Here is a 20,485-nt window from a genome sequence, read left to right as displayed (position 1 = left end):
GAAAACGGCCGCCCCGGGGGGCGGCCGCTCTCATCTGGCCCAAGGCGCCTCAGCGCTTGGAGATATTGACGTAGTCGCGCTTGGTCGCGCCGACGTAGAGCTGGCGCGGGCGGCCGATCTTCTGGGCCTCGTCCGCAATCATCTCCTTCCACTGCGAGATCCATCCCACGGTCCGCGACAGCGCAAAGATCGGGGTGAACATCGAGGTCGGGAAGCCCATCGCCTCCAGGATAATGCCGGAGTAGAAGTCCACGTTCGGGTAGAGCTTCTTCTCGACGAAATATTCGTCCTCCAGCGCGATGCGCTCCAGCTCCTTGGCGACCTTGAGCGTCTCGTTGTCGTGGATGCCGAGCAGGTCCAGCACCTCGTCGGCGCTTTCCTTCATCACCTTCGCGCGCGGGTCGAAGTTCTTGTAGACGCGGTGGCCGAAGCCCATCAGGCGGAACGGGTCGTTCTTGTCCTTGGCCCGCGCGATGAACTCGGGGATCCGGTCGACGGTGCCGATCTCGCGCAGCATCTCGAGGCAGGCCTGGTTGGCGCCGCCATGGGCCGGGCCCCAGAGGCAGGCGATGCCGGCCGCGATGCAGGCGAACGGGTTCGCCCCCGAGGAGCCGGCGAGCCGGACGGTCGATGTGGAGGCGTTCTGCTCGTGATCGGCGTGCAGCGTGAAGATCCGATCCATCGCCTTCGACAGGATCGGGTTCACCTCATAGGGTTCCGCCGGGACCGAGAAGCACATGTGCAGGAAGTTCGCCGCGTAGTCGAGGTCGTTGCGCGGATAGACGAACGGCTGGCCGATGGCGTACTTGTAGGCCATCGCCGCGATCGTCGGCATCTTCGCGATCATGCGGATCGCGGCCACCTCGCGCTGCCATTCGTCGGTGATGTCGAGGCTGTCGTGGTAGAAGGCCGACATCGCGCCGACCACGCCGACCATGGTGGCCATCGGATGCGCGTCGCGGCGGAAGCCGCGGAAGAAGTAGTGCATCTGCTCGTGCACCATCGTGTGCCGCGTCACCCGCTGGCGGAATTCCGACATCTGCTTGGCGCTCGGCAGTTCGCCGTAAAGAAGCAGGTAGCAGACCTCGATATAGGAGCTCTGCTCGGCCAGCTGGTCGATCGGGTAGCCGCGGTAGAGCAGCTCGCCCTTGTCGCCGTCGATGAAGGTGATCGTCGACTCGCAGGAGGCGGTGGAGGTGAAGCCCGGATCGTAGGTGAAGACGTCGCCCTGGGCATAGAGCTTGCGGATGTCGATGACATCCGGGCCCGCGCTCGGCGAATAGATCGGCAGCTCGACCGACTTGTTGTCGAAGGTCAGCGTGGCAGTCGACTTGGCGACCGGCGACTTCTTGGCTTCAGGCATCCCTCATCCCTTTCAATGAACGCCGGGCGCGAGAGCGCGCGGCGCGGGTGTCCCAGACGGGTGCGACGGGCGGTCTAGGCCGCGGCATCAATCAGCCGCGCGACCGTCTCCTCGCGCCCCAGCACGAGCATCATGTCGAATATGCTAGGCGTAACCGTTCGCCCGGCAAGGGCGGCGCGAAGGGGACCCGCAATCTTTCCGAGGCCCATCCCCTGCGCCTCGGCCAGAGCGGCGACAATCCCCTCCAACGTCTCGCGGTTCCAGCTAGCACTTCGCAACTGCGGCGTCAATTCTGACAGTATACCACGGGATACAGCGTCCAGCGCCTTCTCCGCCGCGGCATCCGGAACCAGCGGCCGGCTTGCCAAAACGAAATGTGCTTTTTCAATTATTTGCGGGAATGTCTTCGCGCGATCCTTGAGGCAGTACATCGCCCGCGCCAGGCCTTCACTTTGTGTTGCCGACAGCGCCGGCTGGCCGGATGCCGCAAGGTAAGCTTCGAGTTCATGCAGCAGCGCGGCATCCTCCGCCGCGGCGATGTGACGGCCGCAGATGTTCTCCAGCTTCTTGAAGTCGAGCCGCGCGGGCGCGCGGGTGATGGCGGACAGGTCGAACCACTCGCGCGCCTGGGCGTCGGTGAAATACTCGTCGTCGCCATGCGACCAGCCGAGCCGGGCAAGGTAGTTGCGCATGCCCGCGGCCGGATAGCCGAGCGCCTGGTATTCCTCCAGCCCCAGCGCGCCGTGGCGCTTGGAGAGCTTCTTGCCGTCCGGCCCGTGGATCAGCGGGATATGCGCCCAGCCGGGCACGTCCCAGCCCATCGCGCGGTAGACCATCGTCTGCCGGGCGGCGTTGTTGAGGTGGTCATCGCCCCGGATCACCTGGGTAACGCCCATGTCATGGTCATCGACGACAACGGCGAGCATGTAGGTCGGTGTACCGTCCGAGCGTAAACAGATCATGTCGTCGAGCTGGTCATTGCGGAAGGTCACCGTGCCCTGCACCGCGTCCTCGATCACCGTCGCGCCTTCGCGCGGGGCCTTCACGCGGATCACGTAGGGCGCGTCGGGGTGAGTCGCTGGATCGGCGTCGCGCCAGGGGCTGTGGAACAGAGTGGAGTGGCCGGCGGCCTTGGCGGTCGCTCGGAACTCCTCGATTTCTTCCTGCGTGGAGAAGCACTTGTAGGCCGATCCTCGCGCAAGCATCTGATGCGCGACCTCGGCGTGCCGGTCCTTGCGGGCGAACTGGCTGATCGGCTCGCCGTCCCAGTCGATGCCGAACCAGGCGAGGCCCTTCAGGATCGCCTCGGTCGCCTCGGGGGTGGAGCGGGCGCGGTCGGTGTCCTCGATGCGCAGCAGGAACTTGCCGCCGCGGCCGCGGGCGTAGAGCCAGTTGAAAAGCGCGGTGCGGGCGCCGCCGATATGGAGATAGCCGGTCGGCGAGGGGGCGAAGCGGGTGACGACCTGTGCATCGCCTCGCGAGCCCGGAACATCGGACGGGGACATCTTGCTTAACCTTTCGGAAACCATGCGGGCAGTAAGCTCGGTGCCCGTGTCTAGGCATTCGGCCCGAGGAGAACAAGGGTGGCGCTGGTCGGTCCGCTGGAGGCGCTGGCGGCGCAGAGGGGGCATCTGTTCCTCTGGGCGCCGGTTTTCCTGGCGCTCGGCATCGGCGGATATTTCGGCCTGCCGGTGGAGCCGGGGGCGGCGGTTCTGGGCGGCGTGGGGGCCGCCTCGACGGCGTTCTTCCTGCTCGGCTGGCGGGCGGGGGAGCGCTGGCGGCCGCTGGCGGCGGCCCTGGCGCTGGCGTTGCTGGGCTTCGAGGCGGCGGCGTTTCGCGCCCACTGGGTGGCTGCGCCGGTGCTGCCCTTCCGCTACTACGGGCCGGTGGAGGGGCGGGTGGTCGCGCTCGACCGCTCTGCCTCCGACCATCCGCGGGTGACGGTCGACCGCCTGCGGCTGCAGCGCGTGGCGCGGGGGGAGGTACCGGGCCGCGCGCGGCTGACGCTGCTCGGGTCCGCGCCGGGGGCGGCGGTGCGGCCGGGGGCGGTGGTGGCGACGCTGGGATTTCTTGGCCCGCCGCAGGGGCCGGCGGAGCCCGGCGGATTCGACTTCCAGCGCTACGCCTGGTTCGACGGGCTGGGCGCGGTGGGCTACGGCCGCAAGCCGCTGCGGGTTCTGGCGCCCGCGCCGGGGGGCGCCGATCTGGCCTTCGCCCGGCTGCGCCAGCGCATCGCCGCGGCGGTTCGGGCGCGGATCCCGGGCGATGCCGGCGGCTTCGTCGCGGCGATCCTGACCAATGACAAGTCCGGGCTTTCGCAGGCGAGCCTCGATCACCTGCGCGTCGCCAATCTCGCGCATATGCTGGCGATCTCGGGGCTGCACATGGCGCTGGTGACGGGCTTCGTCTTCTCGGCGCTGCGCTATGGCCTTGCGCTGATCCCGCCGCTGGCGCTGCGGCTGCCGGTGAAGAAGATCGCGGCGAGCGTGGCGCTTGTCGCGGCGGCCTTCTACCTGATGCTGTCCGGCGCGGCGGTTGCGACGGAGCGGTCCTTTGTCATGGTCTCTGTCATGCTGGTCGCGGTGCTGTTCGACCGCCGCGCGATCACGCTGCGCTCGGTGGCGATCTCGGCCGTGATCCTGCTGCTGATCCAGCCCGAATGCCTGACCGAGGCTGGGTTCCAGATGTCCTATGCGGCGACGGTGGCGCTGGTCGCCGTCTTCGCCGCGCTGACACGGCGGGGCGGGGCCTGGCCGCTCCGGGGCTGGGTCGCGCCGGTGGGGGTGCTGGCGCTTTCCTCGCTGGTGGCGGGGCTGGCGACGGCGCCGTTCGCGGCGGCCTATTTCGGGCGGCTCTCGGCCTACGGGCTGGCGGCGAACCTGGCGGCCATGCCGGTGATGGCGGGGGTGGAGATGCCGGGCGCCGTCGTCGCCGGGCTGCTGGCGCCCCTGGGGCTGGAGGGGCCGGTGCTGTGGGTCGTCGGACAGGGCGCGCGGTGGATCCTCGGGGTGGCCGCGACGCTGGCGGGCCTGCCGGGGGCTGCTGTGCCGGTCGCTGCGCCGCCCTGGCAGGTGCTGCCGATGCTGGCCCTTGGGGCGCTGGTGCTGATCCTGTGGCAGGGCCGGGCGCGGGTGCTGGGCCTGGGCCTCGCGATTGCGGCGCTGGTCCTTTGGGCCCGGGCGGAGAGGCCGGTGCTTCTGATCGCGCAGAGCGGCGGCCTCGTTGGGGTGATGGGCCCGGGTGGGCGGGTTCTGTCGAAGCCGGTGGAGGGGTTCGTCGCCCATGCCTGGCTGCAGGCAGATGGCGATGCCGCCGGGGCGGAGGCGGCCTCGGCCCGGCGCGGGTTCTCGGGGCCGGGGGCCGCACGGGCCTTCGAGGTCGCGGGGCGGCCAGCGGTGGTGCTGACGGGCAAGAGCGCGGCGGGGGCGCTGGCGGGGGCCTGCCACACGGCGGCGCTGGTGGTCAGCCCGGCTCGGGCGGGGCGGGCGCATCTGCCGGGGGGCTGCGTTCTCCTTGACGGCTGGGTGCTTCGGCGGAGCGGGGCGCTGGCGCTGCGGCGGCAGGACGGGCGCCTGGTCTTCGTTTCAGCGCGGGCGGTGCAGGGGGACCGGCTCTGGACCCGGGCGGGGCACCGCTACCCGTTGCGGGTGCCGGAGATTCCGCCGATCGAGGGCAAGACGCAGTTGGCCGCACGCTGACCCCGGCCCGAAACAACGGGGCGTGGGACCCGCCGGGCCAGCGCCCACCCGCGGACGGGTGCTGGCCCTCTTCATCGACCCCTCAGGGCGTGCCGAGGTAGTCGGTCTTGCCAAGCTCCACGCCCGAATGGCGCAGCAGGTCATAGGCCGTGGTCATGTGGAAATAGAAGTTCGGGATCGCCCAGCTCGCTAGGTAGACCGCGCCGGGCATGGTCAGCTCGCCCGAGCGCAGGGTCAGCGTGATGGTGCGGTCGGCCGCGCCCTCGTAATCCGCCTCGGTAAAGCTCTCGACATGCGCGATCGTCTTGGCGACGCGGGCGCGAAGCTCGGCGAAGGTGGTCTCGGTGTCCGGGAAGCTCGGCACCTCGGCCCCGGCGAGGCGGGAGGCGGCGCCCTTGGCGTTGTCCGTCGCGATCATGATCTGCCGGGTGAAGGGCAGCATGTCGGGGAAGAGCCGGAGCGACAGCAGAACGGCGGGGTCGATCTTGCGGGCCTCGCAATGGGCCTCGGCCTTGGCGAGAATCGCGTCGAGCGCTTTAAGGGAGCGGGCGAGCGGCGGGACGATATGGGCGTACATCTGAAACTCCGTTGGCCCGCGCGGGCCGGCAGAATCGCCGGGCCGGGCGGCGCTGGGCAAGATGGGACGCGGCGCGGCGCTGACAAGGGGAAATCCGCGGGCCGCGTGCCGCCGATCCCGCTCTGCCCCCAATTTCCAGCTTCTCCTTGCCGCTTTCTTGCCGCATTAGCAGACCATAGACTGTTTCCGATACGGTCACAGTGATGCGGGGGCATGACATGGACACACGCACGCTGGTGGTGGATCTCGACGGGACGCTGATCCGCTCCGACATGCTGTTCGAGAGCTTCTGGGCGGCCTTCGCCCGGCGCTGGACCGTGCCGTTCCAATCCGCCCTGGCGCTTGGCCGCGGGCGTGCGGCGCTGAAGGAGCTGCTGAGCCGGCTTGGCCCCGTCGAAGCTGCCTCTCTGCCCTATAACGAGGCCGTCATCGCCTATGTCCGTGCCTGGCGCGAGGGCGGCGGGCGAACCGCGCTGGTGACCGCCACCGACCGCGCGCTGGCCGAGGATATCGCCGCGCATCTGGGTCTTTTCGACGAGGTGCACGGCTCTGACGGGTCGGTGAACCTGAAGGGCGGGCGCAAGGCGGAGTTCCTCGTCACGCGCTTCGGGCCGGGGGGGTTCGACTATATCGGCGATGCCGAGGCAGACCTGCCGGTCTGGGCGCAATCGGGCAAGGCGATCGTGGTCGCAAGCACCCCGGAACTGGGCGACCGGGTGAAGGCGGGGGGCCGCGAGGTGGAACGGATCGAGGGCGTTGAGCGCAGGCTGAAGCCCTACCTGAAGGAGATCCGGCCGCATCAGTGGATGAAGAACCTGCTGGTCTTCCTGCCGATGCTGGCGGGCCACCAGTTCAACGTCCCCACCTTCCTGCAGGCGCTTCTGGCCTTCGTGGCCTTCAGCCTGACGGCCTCTTCGGTCTATGTGCTCAACGATCTGCTGGATCTTTCCGCCGACCGGGCGCATCCGCGGAAGCGCAACCGCCCCTTCGCCAGCGGGGCGATCCCGATCGCGCATGGCACCTTCATGGTGCCGGGGCTGCTTCTGGCGGGGCTGGCGCTGGCCGTGCCGCTGGGCTGGGGCTTTCTGGGCGTGATGCTGGTCTATGTCGTGCTGACGACGGGATATTCGCTCTACCTCAAGCGCCTGATCGTGGTGGATATCGTAGCGCTGGCCACGCTTTACACCCTCAGGATCGTCGCGGGGGGCGTGGCTACGGGCATCGAGCTTTCGGTCTGGCTTCTGGCCTTCTCGGTCTTCTTTTTTTTCGCGCTGGCGGCGGTGAAGCGGCAGGCTGAGCTGGTCGACGGGGTCGCAACCGGGACAAAGCAGGCGGCGGGGCGCGGCTATATCTCGGACGACCTGCACCTGGTGGAGACGATGGCCACCGGGTCGGGCTATGTCTCCGTCCTCGTCATGGCGCTCTACCTCAACTCGCCCAATGTGCAGATGCTCTACACCCAGCCGGCGGCGCTCTGGGGGATCTGCATGATCCTGCTGTTCTGGATCAGCCGGATCGTGATGCTCACCCATCGCGGGCGGATGCATGACGACCCGGTGGTCTTCGCCGCAAAGGACCCGGTGAGCCTTGTCTCGCTGCTGCTGATCCTCGGCTGCGCGGCGGCGGGGATGCTGCTGTGAGCCTCGGTGCGCTGGTCCTGCGCTACGCCGCTTTCGCGGCGGTGGCGATCCTCGTGAACCTCGCCGTGCAGCGCGGCGCGCTCGCGCTCTGGCCGGAGCTTCTGCCGGCGATGGTGGCGGGCACGGCGGCGGGGCTGATCGTGAAATACGTGCTCGACAAGCACTGGATATTCTTCGACGGCGCCAAGGGGCTGGCCCAGCACGGGCGAAAGTTCATCCTCTACAGCGCCATGGGCGTGGTCACGACGGTGATTTTCTGGGGCTCGGAGACGGGCGCCTGGTACATCTGGGGCAGCGTCTTCGCGCGCGAGGCTGGGGCCGTTGTCGGCCTGACCGTGGGCTATCTCGTGAAGTTCCTGCTCGACCGGCGCTTCGTTTTCACCGATGCGCAGCTTCGGCTGAGGGGCGCGGCATGAGGATTGCCGGCTGGGGCGGAACGACCCGGCAGGATTGCCGCGTCAGCCATCCGCGCAGCGAGGCGGAGGTCGCGGCGCGCATCGCCGAAGGCCATGCCATCGCGCGGGGCGCGGGGCGCGCCTATGGCGATGCCGCGCAATCGGCGCTGAACACGGTGGACATGGGCCGGTTCGACCGGATGATCTCCTTCGACGCGGAGACCGGGCTGCTGGTGGCAGAGGCCGGGGTCAGGCTGGCCGACGTGATTGCGGCCTTCCTGCCGCGCGGCTGGTTTCCCGCCGTCACGCCCGGCACCAAGCATGTCAGCGTCGGCGGCATGGTGGCGGCGGATGTCCATGGCAAGAACCATCACCGCGACGGCTCCTTCGGCGCCTTCGTCGAGTTCATCGACTTGATGGGGCCGGATGGCGCCGTGCGCCGGCTGACGCGCGGCGACAATGACGAGATGTTCGGCTGGACGCTGGGCGGGATGGGCCTGACCGGGGTGATCCTGCGCGTGGGCTTCCGCCTGAGGCCGGTGGAGAGCGGCTGGATCCGCCAGAAATCCATCGTCGCGGGCAGCCTTGCCGAGGCCATGGCGGCTTTCGAGGCCAATGCCGGCGCGACCTATTCGGTCGCCTGGATCGACTGCCTCGCCCGGGGGGTGGCGATGGGCCGCTCCATCCTGATGCTGGGAGAGCATGCCTCCGCGGCGGAGCTTCCGGCCGAGCGCCGCGCCGCGCCCTTCGGCGTGCCCGCGCGGCGGCGGCTGACGGTGCCGTTCCACGCCCCGGGCTTTGCGCTGAACGGGCTGACGGTGCGGGCGTTCAACCATCTCTACTACGCCCAGGGGGTGAAGAAGGCGGGCGAGAGCCTCGTCGACTGGGACAGCTACTTCTACCCGCTCGACGCGATCCACGGCTGGAACAAGATCTATGGCCGCCGGGGGTTCGTGCAGTTCCAATGTGCCTTCCCGCTGGCCACGGCCGAGGCGGGGCTGGCGGCGCTGCTGACCGAGATCTCCAGGGCCGGGCAGGGCTCCTTCCTCGCGGTGCTGAAGCGCTTCGGGCCGCAGGCGAGCCGGATCTCCTTCCCGATGGAAGGCTATACGCTGGCGCTGGACTTCCCGCTTCATGCCCGCACGACGGCGCTTCTGGAGCGGCTCGACCGGATCACGCTTGCCGAAGGCGGGCGGTTCTACCTGGCCAAGGATGCGCGGATGACGCCCCATACCTTGCGCAAGGCCGACAAAAGAATGGCCGAATTCATCGCTATGCGGGAACGGACCGGACTGGCGGAGGCGTTCTCTTCCACCCAATCGGAAAGGCTGGCTCTATGACCAAGGGCGCGGTGCTCATTCTCGGCGGCAGGTCGGACATCGGCCGGGCCATCGCCCGGGCCTTCGCGGCCGAGGGCCACCCGGTCTGGCTGGCCGCCCGCAACGCGGATGGGCTGGAACCCGACCGCGCCGACCTGGAGCTGCGCTACCGGGTCGAGGCGAAATGCTTCGAGTTCGACGTGCTGGCAACCCACAGGCTGGAGGGCTTCGCCGATGCCCTGCCGGGCCTGCCGGAGGTCGTCGTGTCCGTCGTGGGCTACATGGGCGACCAGCAGGTCAGCGAGACCGATCCGGAGGCTGCCGCCCGCGTGATGCGGTCGAACTTCGAGGGGCCTGCCGCGGCGCTGGCGCTCTTCGCCAACCGCTTCGAGGCGCGGGGATCGGGCGTGATCGTCGGCATCTCCTCTGTCGCGGGGGAACGGGGACGGGCCACGAACTACGTCTATGGTTCGGCCAAGGCCGGGTTCACGGCCTTCCTTTCGGGCCTGCGCAACCGGCTGGCGAAGAAGGGCGTGCATGTGCTGACGGTCCTGCCCGGCTTCGTCGCAACCGCGATGACCGAGGGGATGGACCTGCCCGAGAAGCTGACGGCCCAGCCCGAGGAGGTCGGCCGCGCCGTCCTGCGCGCGGTGAAGTCGAAGCGCAACGTGATCTACGTGAAGCCCGTCTGGTGCCTGGTGATGGCGGTGATCCGCAACATCCCGGAGGCGATCTTCAAGGGGATGAAGCTGTGAACGACACGCCCGACCTCCAGTCCGCGATCCAGGCGGCGATCCAGGACAGCCGCCGCCCGCTTGCGCCCGGCGAGGCGCAGCCGATGCGCCCCGGTCCGCGGGTGCAGGTCGGCCGGGTGGAGGAACCCGCAGCCCCGGCCTCCGTGGCCCGTGCCGCGCGGCGGGGGCAGGGCAGGATCCTCCGTGTCGGGCCGCGGGGCATTGCCGCGCTTCTCGTGGCGGTGCTTGCCGCGGCCTTCGCCTTCAAGCTGCAGATCTACCTCGGCGCGCTTGGGCCGGGTCAGAGCGCGGGCTTCGGGAGTTTCGACCTGATGCGGATGGTCGGCGGCCTGGGGCTGACGGGCCATGCCGCCGAGGCCTATGACGCCGCCCGCCTTGGCGCGGCGGAGGCAGCCGCTGGGGGCACGGCGCAGCTCTGGGCCTTCCCGCCGATCTTCGGCGCCTTCGCCGCCGCCCTGGCGCTGCTGCCGGCCTGGATTGGGTTTGCGCTTTTCGTCGGCCTGCCGATGATCCTGTTCCTCGGGCTGGTCTGGCAGCTGTCGGAGGGCCGCCCCGCGCCGGTGCTGATCGCGGTCGCGCCCGCGCTTCTGATGGCCGTGCTGAGCGGGCAGGGCGGGGTCCTGGCCGCAGTGCTCGTCGGTCTTGCCGCTGCGGCGATGCTGCGCGGCTGGGCCCTGGCCGGCGTGCCGCTGGGGCTGCTGGCGGCGGAGCCGCACCTGGGCCTCGGTCTCGCCGTGCTGGCGGTGCTGCGGCGCGACTGGTGGGTGCTGAAGCTCGCCGTGACGGTCGCGCTCGCCGCTGCCGTGGTTTCCACCTGGGTGCTCGGGCCCCAGATATGGAACGCGTTTTCCGCCGGTCTGACCGCAGCCGCGGGTCACCTGCCGCTGTCGCGCCTGATCTCGGCCTATGCGCTGGCGCGGGGTGCGGGGGTGGCGCCCGGTGTAGCGCTGGCGGTGCAGGGCGGGGTGGCGCTGGTCGCGCTGGCGCTGCTGATGCGCGCGGCGCGGCGCGGCCCGGGCCTGCGCTCGGGCCTCGGCTTCGCGCTGCTGGCCGGGCTTCTGGTCACGCCCGTGGGCCTTGCGCAGGATCTGCCGGTTCTGGGCATCGCGCTGGCCGTTCTCTGGCCCGAGCTTGCCCCCCGCATGGCGCGGGTCGAGGCGCTGGGCCTTGGCGGTCTTGCCTTTCTCGCCTGTGGCGCCGGCCTTGCACGGATGCTCGCCGTTGGCGACACGGCCCTGATCGAGACCATGGTCCGCGCCGGCCAGCTTCCGCTGATCGAGGCGCCGGCACTGCTTCTGCTCCTCCTCTGGGCGGCGCTGATCCTGCGCCGGAAGGGCTGAGGGCGTGAGCCTCGTCGATCAACTCGCCCCGACCCGAGGGCTTAAGCTCGTCGCGGTCGCGGCAGTGCTGATGGCGGTGTTCCTTGCCGCCTGCGTGATGGTGCAGTCGCAGGCCTATCTGAAGGCCAGCGCCGGGCATGCGGCGCATCGGCTCGTCGATTTCGACGCCTTCTACATCGCCGGCACGATGGGGCGCGAGGGGCGGATGGCCGCGGCCTACGACACCAGGACGATGTATGCCGCCGAGGCCGCCGTCTCGCATGGTGTCGAAAAGCCGACGCTGCCCTGGGCCTATCCGCCGCAATTCGACCTGCTTCTGACCGCGCTCGCATTTCTGCCTGCGGGCTTGGCCTATCTGGTCTTTGCTCTGGGCTCGCTGGCCTTCTACCTGACGGTGCTGCAACGGATCGCCGGGCGGGATTTCGCGCTCGCCTTCCTCGCCGCCGGGCCCGGGCTGATGGCGACGATCTTCGCCGGGCAGAACGGGTTTCTGACCGGCGGCCTTGTCGGCCTCTTCGCGCTTCTGGCGCTGCGGCGGAGGGCCAGCGCCGGGCTGCCGCTGGGACTGATGGTGATCAAGCCGCACCTCGGGCTCGGCATTGCCGCCTGGGCGGTCATGCGCGGACGCTGGGCCATGGTTGCGGTCGCGGCAGCCACGGTGCTGGTCAGCGGGGCGCTCGCCACGCTGGTCTACGGGCCGGGGATCTGGGCGGCGTTCCTGTCCGGCCTCGACGCCACGGCGGAGATGCTGCGGACCGGCGGTTTCCGCTACTTCCGCCTCGCCTCGGTCTTCGCGGCGCTCCGCGCGCTCGGGCTTTCGACCGGGGCGGCAATGGCCGGGCAGGGGCTGGCCGCGCTGATCGGCCTTGTGGTGATCTGGCGCGCCGCCCGGCTGGGCCTGCCGCTGCGCGCGCAGCTTGGCCTCGCCACGCTCTGCGGGCTCATGATCAGCCCCTATGCCTATGACTACGACATGGCGCTTTACGGCATCGGCTTCGCGCTGATCTGGCCCGTGCTCGCCCCCCGGCTGGCGCTGGCAGAGGCGGCGGCGCTGGTTGTCGCCGGCTGGGTCGCGACGAGCCTGAGCATATGGCTCGGCGCCACGTCGCCCTCCGCGGCGGCGCTGGAGAAACAGGTCCGCGCCGGCCAGAAGCCAGCGGTGGTGGGGCTTCTGATGCTGGGGCTGATCCTGTGGATCGCACTGCGGGCGGGTGGCCGGGAGAATGGCGCCCCAGCAAGGACTTGAACCCTTGACCTCTGACTTGGATGCTTGCGAGGTCATGAAACCTTTTAACTCCTTACTGATTCCAGTCATGCCTTAGGCACGGATTGGGAAAGCTCGAAGGGAATTTCGGATCGCGCCTGCTGTGCATCAGAACGAGGTCGACCTTGCGTCGCACATCGGCCTTCTGCATCGCTGACCTGATCTGGTTGCGAACGGTCAGGCGGCTCCGACCGCGAGAATTCGCGATTTCCTGAAGGTTTGGCCCTGCTCCGAGGGCGCGAACGACTTCGATCTTCGCTCCTGTAAGGCCGAATCTATGTCTCAAGGCTTCGGTCGCACTCCTCTCTCGTCGGGGCCTCAGTACGACAACGGTCAGCGGCGCGGTTGAGCCGAAGGGGGCGGCCCAGCCGGCAATCCCCGCCACCGCATGATCGTCCAGGACGAACGCGATGAGGTCCCTGACCTCTCCGTCGCGGCCGCGCATCTACAGCGCCCCGGACCTCGCCCGGGGGCGCCTCGGCCTACCATGGATTCCCGGGTCTCGGCCTCTGGCGAGGCCAAGCGCAGGCGACCTGCCGTATCGAGGCACAGGAGATCGCCATGATCGTGCAATCGTTGGGCAGGCCCGTTGAAATGGATCGCGTAGCCCTCGTCCCGGTCTCCGATCGGATGCTTTGCAGCAGCGTCATCGCTTCGGGTCCGGACATCGGCGATGGGAAAGACGGCACCAGCGCGTGAGAAGGAACTCGAGGCCGGGCTGAAAGGATTTGTCCTCCTTCTCATCGCCCGAAGGTGCCTGCTCTTGACGCATCAGCCATGACTCCCGGGGAACAGGACAGCCTCGCGCTGAGGACTTCGTTGGCTGGCCAGGACATCCTTGGAATGGGCTGCGCGGGCCGATAGAGGTCAGGCGAGACTCCGATTTGGAATTGAAGATGACACGACATCCGTGGTTCGGGATATTGCTCGCCCTTTTCGGGGCGCTGGCGATCACACCGGATACACTGCTCATGCGGTGGTCGGAGATGAGCGGCGCCGAGATGGTCGCCTGGCGCGGCCTCCTGATGGGGTCGGCGCTGCTGCTGGCATGGCTCGTCTTCAGGCGTCGGCATCTGCGCAGCGATCTCGAGGCCGTCTCCTGCGGGGCGGGCCTGCTGGTGGTGGTCTGCCAGGTCTGCAATGCGTCGCTCTTCGCCATCGGCATCGCGGCGGCGCCGGTTCCGGTGGTCTTGTTCAGCGTCGCCACCGTGCCGGTCTTCGCTGCGCTCATGACGCGGCTGCTGCTGGGGGAGGCGACACACTGGTCCACATGGGCGGCGATCGCGGCGGTGCTGGCGGGCATCGGTCTCGCGGTGTTCGGGACGGGACCGGGCCGGGCCACGGGCAGCCCGCTCCTTGGCGCAGGGGCCGGGCTGGGCGTGGCGCTGAGCCTTGCACTGAGCTTCGTCACAATCCGCCGCAATGCACGGCTACCGATCCTGCTTGCGGTAGGGGCGGGGGCTGTTCTGGCGGGCCTCGTCGGCCTGGCACGGATCGGGCCGCAGGCGATGGCCAGCGGGCACGTTTGGGCCATCGTCGTCGCCGGTGGGCTTGTCCTGCCCGTGTCGTTCTTCTCGCTTTCCCTCGCCTCGCGCTACACTCATGCTTCGAACGTCAGCCTTCTGATGCTTCTGGAAACCATCCTCGGGCCGATCTGGGTCTGGGCCGGAACCGGGGCCGCGCCGACGCGGTCGATGCTTGTCGGTGGGGTAATCGTGATCTCAAGCCTCGCGCTCTATCTCTGGTATGCCGGATGGCGCCAGATGCGGGCGCGGAGGCTCGCCCCCAATCGGGGCGAGGCAGAGTGGCTTGCCGAGGCCGCCGTTCCACCGTTCGAGCGGTAAGGCCGGTCAGGTCAGTTGAAAGACCTTTTGCTGGCGACATGCCTCTCACGACGGAACTCGATCTGACGTCTTCGACGGAGACCACGCCCGCTGCGCACTCGGCCAACGTCTGGTGTTTTGTGATCGGAAAGGAACGGCAGGTTCAAGAACACTGCGCTGCGGCGGCGGGGACCAGATGCCTCACGGCTTCCCCGGATGCCGCCATCGCGTTAGGGATCTGGTCATGACGATGGACACCCTGACCCTGTTCGGCCTCTTCGCGGTGGGCGCCATGCTCATCTTCTACGCACTCGAGGAGCGGAGCCCCTGGTTCGTCCTCGCCTTCGCCGTGTCCTGCGTGATGGCCTCCACCTACGGCTTCCTCCAGGGCGCCTGGCCCTTCGGGCTCGTCGAGGCTGTCTGGGCGCTTGTCGCCGCACGTCGCTGGTGGCTCCGGCGATCGCACTGAGAGGCGGGTGACGGAAGGGACCGTCTGATGGCACCCGTGCAGGTTCAGGGCGCGGCGGCGTGTTCTTCGCGCGCTGCCGACCAGACCTCCCGCGCCGCATCAAGGTTCATCGCGGCGATCGCAAGGCCCACGAGCACGTCGGGCCAGAGCGAGGCGGTCCAGGCGGTGACGAGGCCCGCGGCGATGATGCCGAGATTGGCGAACACGTCGTTGCGGGCGGACAGGAACGCCGCGCGCGAGATGCTGCCTGCATGATGGCGGATCCGGGCAAGCGCGAGGGCGCAGCCCAAGTTGACGACAAGGGCGCCGAGACCGGTGACCGTCAGCGGAATGGGAGCTGGAATGGAAGGAGCCGCAAACTTGCCCCAGAGCGCCCAGAGCATCCCAAGGGCCGGTGCGAGCAAGATCAGCGACAGCGCGTAGCCAAGCCGAGCGCGGGCCCGGACAGACCAACCCAAAGCAAGCAGGATGAGGAGGTTGACTGAGGCATCCTCGAGGAAGTCGACACTGTCGGCGAACAGCGAAACGGAGCGGATGGCGAGGGCGACGGACGCTTCCACGCCGAAATAGGCGAGATTCGCAAGCGTGACGGCAACGATGACGCGTCGGAGCGAAACGGACTGAAGATCGGCTTCAGGCAATATCGGTCCCCCGGAGTTGGCCTGTGGCAAGGCACAGCTTGGGGGAAGGCCGCCGAAGGTGCAAGAACGCCGCGACGGCAGGGGGGAACGGGCGTGTCCACCGCTGCGCCGCCGCTAAGTTCGTTTGCGCCCAAGGTCGGCTCCGGGCCGCTCGTGCCGCACAGGCGATCCTGAAATCAACGCTCGGGCTCTCCCAAGACCTTTGGCTGACCGGTGCCGGCTCTTGCGCCGCATCATGGCTTCACGTATCCGGATCTCGTGACAGGGGCGTCCGGGTCGACCGGGCTGAGAAGCACCCTTTGAACCTGAACCGGATCATGCCGGCGGAGGAAGTCGCATCGGGACGGGGTCGCCCTCTCCCTTTCGGCATCCGACCGGGAGGAGGAACGACGATGGAACCCGGACGCTATCTGGCCAATATGCGCGCTACGGCGCCCCTGGTGCAGAACATCACGAATTACGTGGCGATGAACGTCATGGCGAATGTCATGCTCGCCGCGGGCTGCTCGCCCGCAATGGTCCATGCGGAGGAGGAAGCTGCCGAGTTCGCCGCCATCGCCCAGGCGGTGACAGTCAATATCGGGACTCTCAGCGGGTCCTGGGTGGAGTCGATGCTTGCCGTCGCCCGAGTTGCCGCTGCCCGGAACGTGCCCTGGGTGCTCGACCCGGTCGCCGCCGGCGCGACCGCTTTCCGCCGGGAGACCTCGGCGGCGCTGCTCGCACTCCTGCCCGATGTGGTGCGCGGCAATGCCTCGGAAATCATGGCGCTCGCTGGGGGTGCAGGCCGGGGCAGGGGAGTGGATGCCGCGGATGGCGTGGAGGCCGCCGAGGCGGCCGCGCGGGCTCTGGCCGCCGAGACCCGGGGCGTGGTTGCGGTCACCGGGCCAGTCGACTACGTGACGGACGGCCGCCGCGCCTACCGCATCGCCAATGGCAACCCCCTGATGCCGCGTGTCACCGCGCTCGGGTGCTCGCTGACCGGGGTGGTCGGGGCCTTCCTCGTGGGGCAGGACCGGCTGGAGGCGACGGTGGCGGCGCTGGCGTACTACGGTCTGGCCGGCGAAATGGCGGCGGATGGGGCCGCGGGGCCCGGCAGCTTCGCGGTTGCGTTTTGCGACGCGCTCTATCGCCTCACGCCCGAGCGGGTCGACGAGGGGGCCAGGGTGACGGAGGCATGAACCTCTCGGTCTACTTCGTGACGCCTGACGGCTGGGTTGCACGGCGCGCGGCGCTCGAGGCGTTGATCCTTGCGGCTGCCCGGGGCGGCGCGACGATGATCCAGCTCCGGGACAAGCAGGCCGACGATGCCGATATGGCCGAGGCAGCACGGCAGCTGAAAACGCTCCTTGCGCCGCTGGGCGTGCCCCTGGTCGTGAACGACCGGGTCGCCGTGATGCTCGCCTCCGGCGCGGACGGGGTGCACGTCGGCCAGACCGATGCCTCAGCTGTGGAGACCCGGCGGCGCATCGGTGCGAACCGGATCCTCGGGCTGTCGATCGAGACCGAGGTGCAGCTGGCGGCCATGCCCGCTGGGGTCGTCGACTACATCGGCGTCGGCCCCCTAAGAGCGACGGCCAGCAAGACCGATGCGGCGGCCCCGCTCGGGATTGAACGGCTTGCCGGCATCGTCCGGGCGTCGCCGGTCCCTGCCGTCGCCATCGGCGGCGTCGGACTGGCGGACATCCCGGCGCTGAAGGCCTGCGGCACCGCAGGCATGGCGGTGATTTCGGCCATCGCGGCAGCAGCAGAGCCGGAAGCGGCGGCGCGGGCATTGGCGGAGGGCTGGGCAGCAAGATGACCCCCAACGTCCTTTCCATCGCCGGGTCGGACCCTTCCGGCGGCGCCGGAATACAGGCCGACATCAAGGCCATCTGCGCGAACGGCGGATATGCGATGGCGGCGCTCACGGCCCTTACCGTCCAGAACACCCGGGGCGTGCGCGCGGCGCAGATGCTGCAGCCCGGCTTCGTCGCCGACCAGATCGCGGCGGTGTTCGAGGATATCCGTGTCGATGCGGTGAAGATCGGCATGCTGGGGACGGCCGAGATCGTCCGGACCGTCGCCGGAGCGCTTGCGCACCAGGCGGCGCCGGTCGTGCTCGACCCGGTGATGGTCGCCAAGGGGGGCGACCGGCTCCTGGCCGAGGCGGCCGTGGCGGCGCTCAGGGCCGAACTCCTGCCGCGCGCCACGATCGTCACGCCGAACCTGCCGGAGGCGGCCGATCTCCTTGGCGAAGCGGAAGCGGGAACGCGCGAGGAGATGGCGGCGCAGGCGGCACGGCTTCTGGCCCTCGGGCCTCGTGCGGTCTTGCTGAAGGGCGGGCATCTCGGCGGCGATGCAAGCCCCGACCTCTTTGCCACCGGAGACAGCGTCCATTGGCTCGAAGCGCCTCGCCTTGCGACCCGCAACACCCATGGGACCGGCTGCACGCTGTCCTCGGCCATCGCTACCCGGCTCGCCCTTGGGGAGGATCCGCTCGGGGCATGCAGGGCTGCGAAAGCCTACGTTGCCCGCGCGATTGCGGCCGCAGACGGATTGAGCGTCGGGGAGGGCCACGGCCCGACCGACCATTTCTTCATGCTGAGGACCAAAGAATGAAAAGTCTTGCTCTGCTTGCCTTTCTTGCCTTCGCGCCGGCAGCCCACGCCGCCGACAAGCTGACGATAATGCTGGACTGGTTCGTGAACCCGGACCACGGACCGATCATCGTTGCCCAGCAACTCGGCTATTTCGCGGACGAGGGGCTCGACGTGAAGATCATCGCGCCGGCCGACCCGTCGGAGCCGCCGAAGATGGCGGCGGCCGGAAAGGTCGACCTCGCCGTGGCCTACCAGCCGCAGCTGTATCTGCAGCACGATGCCGGGCTGCCGCTGGTGCGGGTCGGTACGCTGGTCGATACGCCGCTCTACTGCGTGCTCGCCAAGGCCGACGGCCCGGTCAAGACGCTCGCAGATCTCAGGGGACGGACGGTCGGGTATTCGGTTCCAGGCGTGGAGCAGGCGCTTCTGGGCGGCATGCTGAAATACAACGGGGTCAATCCGGACCAGGTGACCTGGGTGAATGTCAACTTCTCACTGGTTCCCGCGCTCGCCTCGGGAAAGGTCGATGCGGTCAGCGGCGCCTTCCGCAATTTCGAGCCGCACCAGCTTGCCGCCCTTGGCCAGAAAGGGATCTGCTTCAAGCCAGAGGACAACGGTATTCCACCCTATGATGAGCTGATCTACGAGGCCAATCCGAAGACCATGGACCGCGCCAGGGTCGTGCGGTTCATGAAGGCGACCGAGCGCGCGACGGCGCTGATCGCCTCCGATCCTGACAAGGCCTGGGCGGCCTACACCTCCTATGCCAAGGACCTCGGCGACCCGCTGAACAAGGCGGCCTGGGCGGACTCGATCCATTATTTCGACCCCCGTCCGATGGCGCTCGACGCGAAGCGCTATGCCGATTTCGGCGCGTTCCTCCAGAAGGCCGGGCTCATCAAGGCCGCGCCGGCGCCTGCCGAAATCGCGATCGATCCGTCGAAGCCTTGAACAGGTTGCCGCCCGCCAGGCTGCAAGGCGCCGCATGGCTCGGCGCGGGCCCGCTCTTTGCGGGGCTGGACCTCGAGCTGCCGGTCGGCTGGACCTGCCTGATCGGCCCTTCCGGCTCTGGCAAGTCGACGGTGCTGCGGCTGCTGGCGGGCCTTCCGACCGGGGCGCGGTTCGAGGGAACGGTCACGGCGCCGGATCGGATCGCCTATATGGCTCAGGCCGACCTGCTGCTGCCACGGCTGACGGTGATGCAGAACGTCGAGCTCGGCCAGCGGCTGCGTGGCGTAAAGCCGGACCGCGCGCGGGCCGCGAGCCTGCTGGCCAGGACCGGCCTGGCGGGCCTCGAGCGCCGGCGCCCCGCGGCCCTGTCGGGCGGTCAGCGCCAGCGCGTGGCCCTGGCGCGGGCGCTGATGGAGGACGCGCCGCTTGTGCTGCTCGACGAGCCGTTCTCGGCGCTCGACTCGGCGAACCGGCAGCGGATGCAGGATCTCGCCGTGACCGCCCTTGCCGGGCGGCGGGTCCTGCTGGTGACTCATGATCCGCTTGAGGCGATCCGGCTCGGGGCGCGGATTTGCCTGCTTGCCGGGGGGGCCTTTGCAGAGATCGAGGCGCTGCCCGGCGCGATCCCGCATGGCGCGCAGGAGGCGGGCTTCGGCCGGATTTACGAAACCGTCATGGCGCGCCTGATGGAGGCGGAATGAGAGCGGCCGCACCGATTCTGGTTCTTCTGGCGCTCTGGCAGGCGGTCGTCAGCCTGAGCGGCGCACCGGCGTTCATCCTTCCGCCACCGCTGATGGTCCTCGAAGCGGCAAAGGACAATGCCGGCCTGCTCGCCGCCAGCGCCGCCGTCACCGGCGCAGAGGTTGTCACCGGTCTGATCCTCGGGGCGCTCTTGGGCTGCAGCGTCGCAGTTTTCATGGTCTTGGCCCCGTCGCTCGGACGGTTTCTGCGACCCATCCTGCTCCTCAGCCAGGCGGTCCCGGTGTTCGCGCTCGCGCCGGTCCTGACGCTGTGGCTCGGCTACGGCATCGTGCCGAAGATTGTCGTCACGGTGATGATCGTCTTCTTTCCCCTCGCCTCGGTCTTTCACGACGGCCTCATGGCGACGCCGGAGGGCCTGCTCGACCTCAGCCGCCTGGCCCGAGCGGGACGGTGGCAGGAGTTCCGCCGGATCCGACTGCCCTCCGCGCTGCCGTCGCTCGGCGCCGGGCTCACCGTGGCGGCGGTCTACGCCCCGATCGGGGCCGTGACCGGCGAATGGGTCGGCGCGTCACAGGGGCTCGGCTATGTCATGCTGATGGCCAATGCGCGCAGCCATGCCGACCTGACGTTCGCGGCACTGATCGTACTCGTGGCCCTCACATTGGTTCTCTACGCCGCTACGCGATGGATCGAGCGGTGGCTGAGGTCATGACAGTGTGCCGCAGAGCGTTACGGCCTGTGCAGAGCCGGCAGTCCCATGTCAGTTTCGCCGAGGGCTACAGGAAGGTCCGCCCTGTGCCGCTGCCACTTTGCATTCGCGGGGACGCCAAGTGGTCGCGCTGGGCCGACTTTTCCGGCCGCTCGACGCTGCGCCTGGGACCCGACATTCCCACGTTCGAGGGCTAGCAGGCGACATAAGGGTGAAACTTGAATGTCTCCAGATCCGCCAAGCCAGCCTCCGAACGACAC

The 20,485-nt window shown here is 69.0% G+C and carries 20 protein-coding genes and 1 riboswitch; of the genes, 16 read left to right on the top strand and 4 right to left on the bottom strand.

The features are described from left to right. Nucleotides 1-49: 49 nt before the first annotated feature. Together gltA and gltX are read right to left on the bottom strand one after the other, a co-directional pair. On the bottom strand, nucleotides 50-1,363 hold the full coding sequence (gene gltA, locus EIP85_RS01585) for a citrate synthase (protein ID WP_127900378.1): 1,314 nt from the start codon (nucleotides 1,361-1,363) through the stop codon (nucleotides 50-52). Between the two features lie 74 nt (nucleotides 1,364-1,437). Further along, nucleotides 1,438-2,868 (bottom strand): glutamate--tRNA ligase, encoded by a 1,431-nt coding sequence (gltX, locus tag EIP85_RS01580; RefSeq protein ID WP_127900377.1) that lies wholly within the window; start codon nucleotides 2,866-2,868, stop codon nucleotides 1,438-1,440. Between the two features lie 78 nt (nucleotides 2,869-2,946). On the opposite strand from gltX, the gene EIP85_RS01575 reads away from it, so the two are divergent. Beyond that, a complete protein-coding gene (locus EIP85_RS01575) occupies nucleotides 2,947-5,061 on the top strand; it encodes a ComEC/Rec2 family competence protein (protein ID WP_127900376.1) in 2,115 nt (704 codons plus the stop codon). An 82-nt stretch (nucleotides 5,062-5,143) separates the two neighbouring features. Here the strand turns inward: EIP85_RS01575 and EIP85_RS01570 are convergent, their stop codons facing one another. Beyond that, a complete protein-coding gene (locus EIP85_RS01570; RefSeq protein WP_127900375.1) occupies nucleotides 5,144-5,638 on the bottom strand; it encodes a DUF1993 domain-containing protein in 495 nt (164 codons plus the stop codon). Between the two features lie 218 nt (nucleotides 5,639-5,856). On the opposite strand from EIP85_RS01570, the gene EIP85_RS01565 reads away from it, so the two are divergent. From EIP85_RS01565 to EIP85_RS01525, 9 genes are all read left to right on the top strand, one after another. Then, nucleotides 5,857-7,278, top strand: coding sequence for a UbiA family prenyltransferase (locus EIP85_RS01565; RefSeq protein ID WP_241559858.1), 1,422 nt, complete (start codon nucleotides 5,857-5,859; stop codon nucleotides 7,276-7,278). Next, nucleotides 7,275-7,694 carry a GtrA family protein gene (locus EIP85_RS01560; RefSeq protein ID WP_127900373.1) on the top strand — a complete coding sequence of 140 codons (420 nt, stop codon included), beginning with the start codon at nucleotides 7,275-7,277 and terminating at the stop codon, nucleotides 7,692-7,694. The genes EIP85_RS01565 and EIP85_RS01560 overlap by 4 nt, the downstream gene beginning before the upstream one ends. Beyond that, nucleotides 7,691-9,013 carry an FAD-binding oxidoreductase gene (locus tag EIP85_RS01555; RefSeq protein ID WP_127900372.1) on the top strand — a complete coding sequence of 441 codons (1,323 nt, stop codon included), beginning with the start codon at nucleotides 7,691-7,693 and terminating at the stop codon, nucleotides 9,011-9,013. Before EIP85_RS01560 ends, EIP85_RS01555 begins: the two co-directional genes overlap by 4 nt. Beyond that, nucleotides 9,010-9,747: an SDR family oxidoreductase gene (locus tag EIP85_RS01550; protein WP_127900371.1), complete on the top strand. Its 738-nt coding sequence runs from the start codon at nucleotides 9,010-9,012 to the stop codon at nucleotides 9,745-9,747. Before EIP85_RS01555 ends, EIP85_RS01550 begins: the two co-directional genes overlap by 4 nt. Continuing rightward, entirely contained in the window at nucleotides 9,744-11,087 is a 1,344-nt protein-coding gene (locus EIP85_RS01545; RefSeq protein WP_127900370.1) for a glycosyltransferase family 87 protein, read from the top strand. Before EIP85_RS01550 ends, EIP85_RS01545 begins: the two co-directional genes overlap by 4 nt. 4 nt (nucleotides 11,088-11,091) lie before the next feature. Beyond that, nucleotides 11,092-12,333, top strand: a complete 1,242-nt coding sequence (locus EIP85_RS01540; protein WP_127900369.1) for a glycosyltransferase family 87 protein — start codon at nucleotides 11,092-11,094, stop codon at nucleotides 12,331-12,333. Between the two features lie 579 nt (nucleotides 12,334-12,912). Continuing rightward, complete coding sequence (locus EIP85_RS22710) at nucleotides 12,913-13,050, top strand: hypothetical protein (RefSeq protein WP_164871615.1); 138 nt, start codon at nucleotides 12,913-12,915, stop codon at nucleotides 13,048-13,050. 197 nt (nucleotides 13,051-13,247) lie between these two features. Further along, complete coding sequence (locus EIP85_RS01530) at nucleotides 13,248-14,195, top strand: DMT family transporter (RefSeq protein WP_127900367.1); 948 nt, start codon at nucleotides 13,248-13,250, stop codon at nucleotides 14,193-14,195. A gap of 223 nt (nucleotides 14,196-14,418) precedes the next feature. Beyond that, the gene (locus EIP85_RS01525) at nucleotides 14,419-14,643 is read left to right on the top strand and encodes a hypothetical protein (protein ID WP_206615417.1); all 225 of its coding nucleotides are present in this window, start codon (nucleotides 14,419-14,421) and stop codon (nucleotides 14,641-14,643) included. A 44-nt stretch (nucleotides 14,644-14,687) separates the two neighbouring features. Here the strand turns inward: EIP85_RS01525 and EIP85_RS01520 are convergent, their stop codons facing one another. Further along, nucleotides 14,688-15,284 carry a cation efflux transmembrane domain-containing protein gene (locus EIP85_RS01520; RefSeq protein ID WP_206615416.1) on the bottom strand — a complete coding sequence of 199 codons (597 nt, stop codon included), beginning with the start codon at nucleotides 15,282-15,284 and terminating at the stop codon, nucleotides 14,688-14,690. Nucleotides 15,285-15,537: 253 nt separating this feature from the next. Beyond that, nucleotides 15,538-15,633, top strand: a riboswitch (TPP riboswitch). 43 nt (nucleotides 15,634-15,676) lie between these two features. On the opposite strand from EIP85_RS01520, the gene thiM reads away from it, so the two are divergent. Genes thiM through EIP85_RS01490 form a run of 6 tightly spaced genes read left to right on the top strand, consistent with a single transcriptional unit; the run spans nucleotide 15,677 to nucleotide 20,228 of the window. After that, nucleotides 15,677-16,462 (top strand): hydroxyethylthiazole kinase, encoded by a 786-nt coding sequence (gene thiM, locus EIP85_RS01515; RefSeq protein ID WP_127900366.1) that lies wholly within the window; start codon nucleotides 15,677-15,679, stop codon nucleotides 16,460-16,462. After that, complete coding sequence (gene thiE, locus EIP85_RS01510; protein ID WP_127900365.1) at nucleotides 16,459-17,082, top strand: thiamine phosphate synthase; 624 nt, start codon at nucleotides 16,459-16,461, stop codon at nucleotides 17,080-17,082. The genes thiM and thiE overlap by 4 nt, the downstream gene beginning before the upstream one ends. Next, a complete protein-coding gene (thiD, locus tag EIP85_RS01505; RefSeq protein ID WP_127900364.1) occupies nucleotides 17,079-17,882 on the top strand; it encodes a bifunctional hydroxymethylpyrimidine kinase/phosphomethylpyrimidine kinase in 804 nt (267 codons plus the stop codon). Before thiE ends, thiD begins: the two co-directional genes overlap by 4 nt. After that, the gene (locus EIP85_RS01500; protein ID WP_127900363.1) at nucleotides 17,879-18,814 is read left to right on the top strand and encodes an ABC transporter substrate-binding protein; all 936 of its coding nucleotides are present in this window, start codon (nucleotides 17,879-17,881) and stop codon (nucleotides 18,812-18,814) included. Before thiD ends, EIP85_RS01500 begins: the two co-directional genes overlap by 4 nt. A 5-nt stretch (nucleotides 18,815-18,819) precedes the next feature. Then, entirely contained in the window at nucleotides 18,820-19,515 is a 696-nt protein-coding gene (locus EIP85_RS01495; protein ID WP_127900362.1) for an ABC transporter ATP-binding protein, read from the top strand. Then, on the top strand, nucleotides 19,512-20,228 hold the full coding sequence (locus tag EIP85_RS01490) for an ABC transporter permease (protein WP_127900361.1): 717 nt from the start codon (nucleotides 19,512-19,514) through the stop codon (nucleotides 20,226-20,228). Before EIP85_RS01495 ends, EIP85_RS01490 begins: the two co-directional genes overlap by 4 nt. Nucleotides 20,229-20,485 lie beyond the last annotated feature (257 nt).

It is taken from the genome of Solirhodobacter olei (assembly GCF_004010155.1).
GTDB lineage: Bacteria > Pseudomonadota > Alphaproteobacteria > Rhodobacterales > Rhodobacteraceae > Solirhodobacter > Solirhodobacter olei.
The sequence above is the reverse complement of the archived record's forward strand: the minus strand, read 5'-3'. Positions and strand labels throughout refer to the sequence as shown.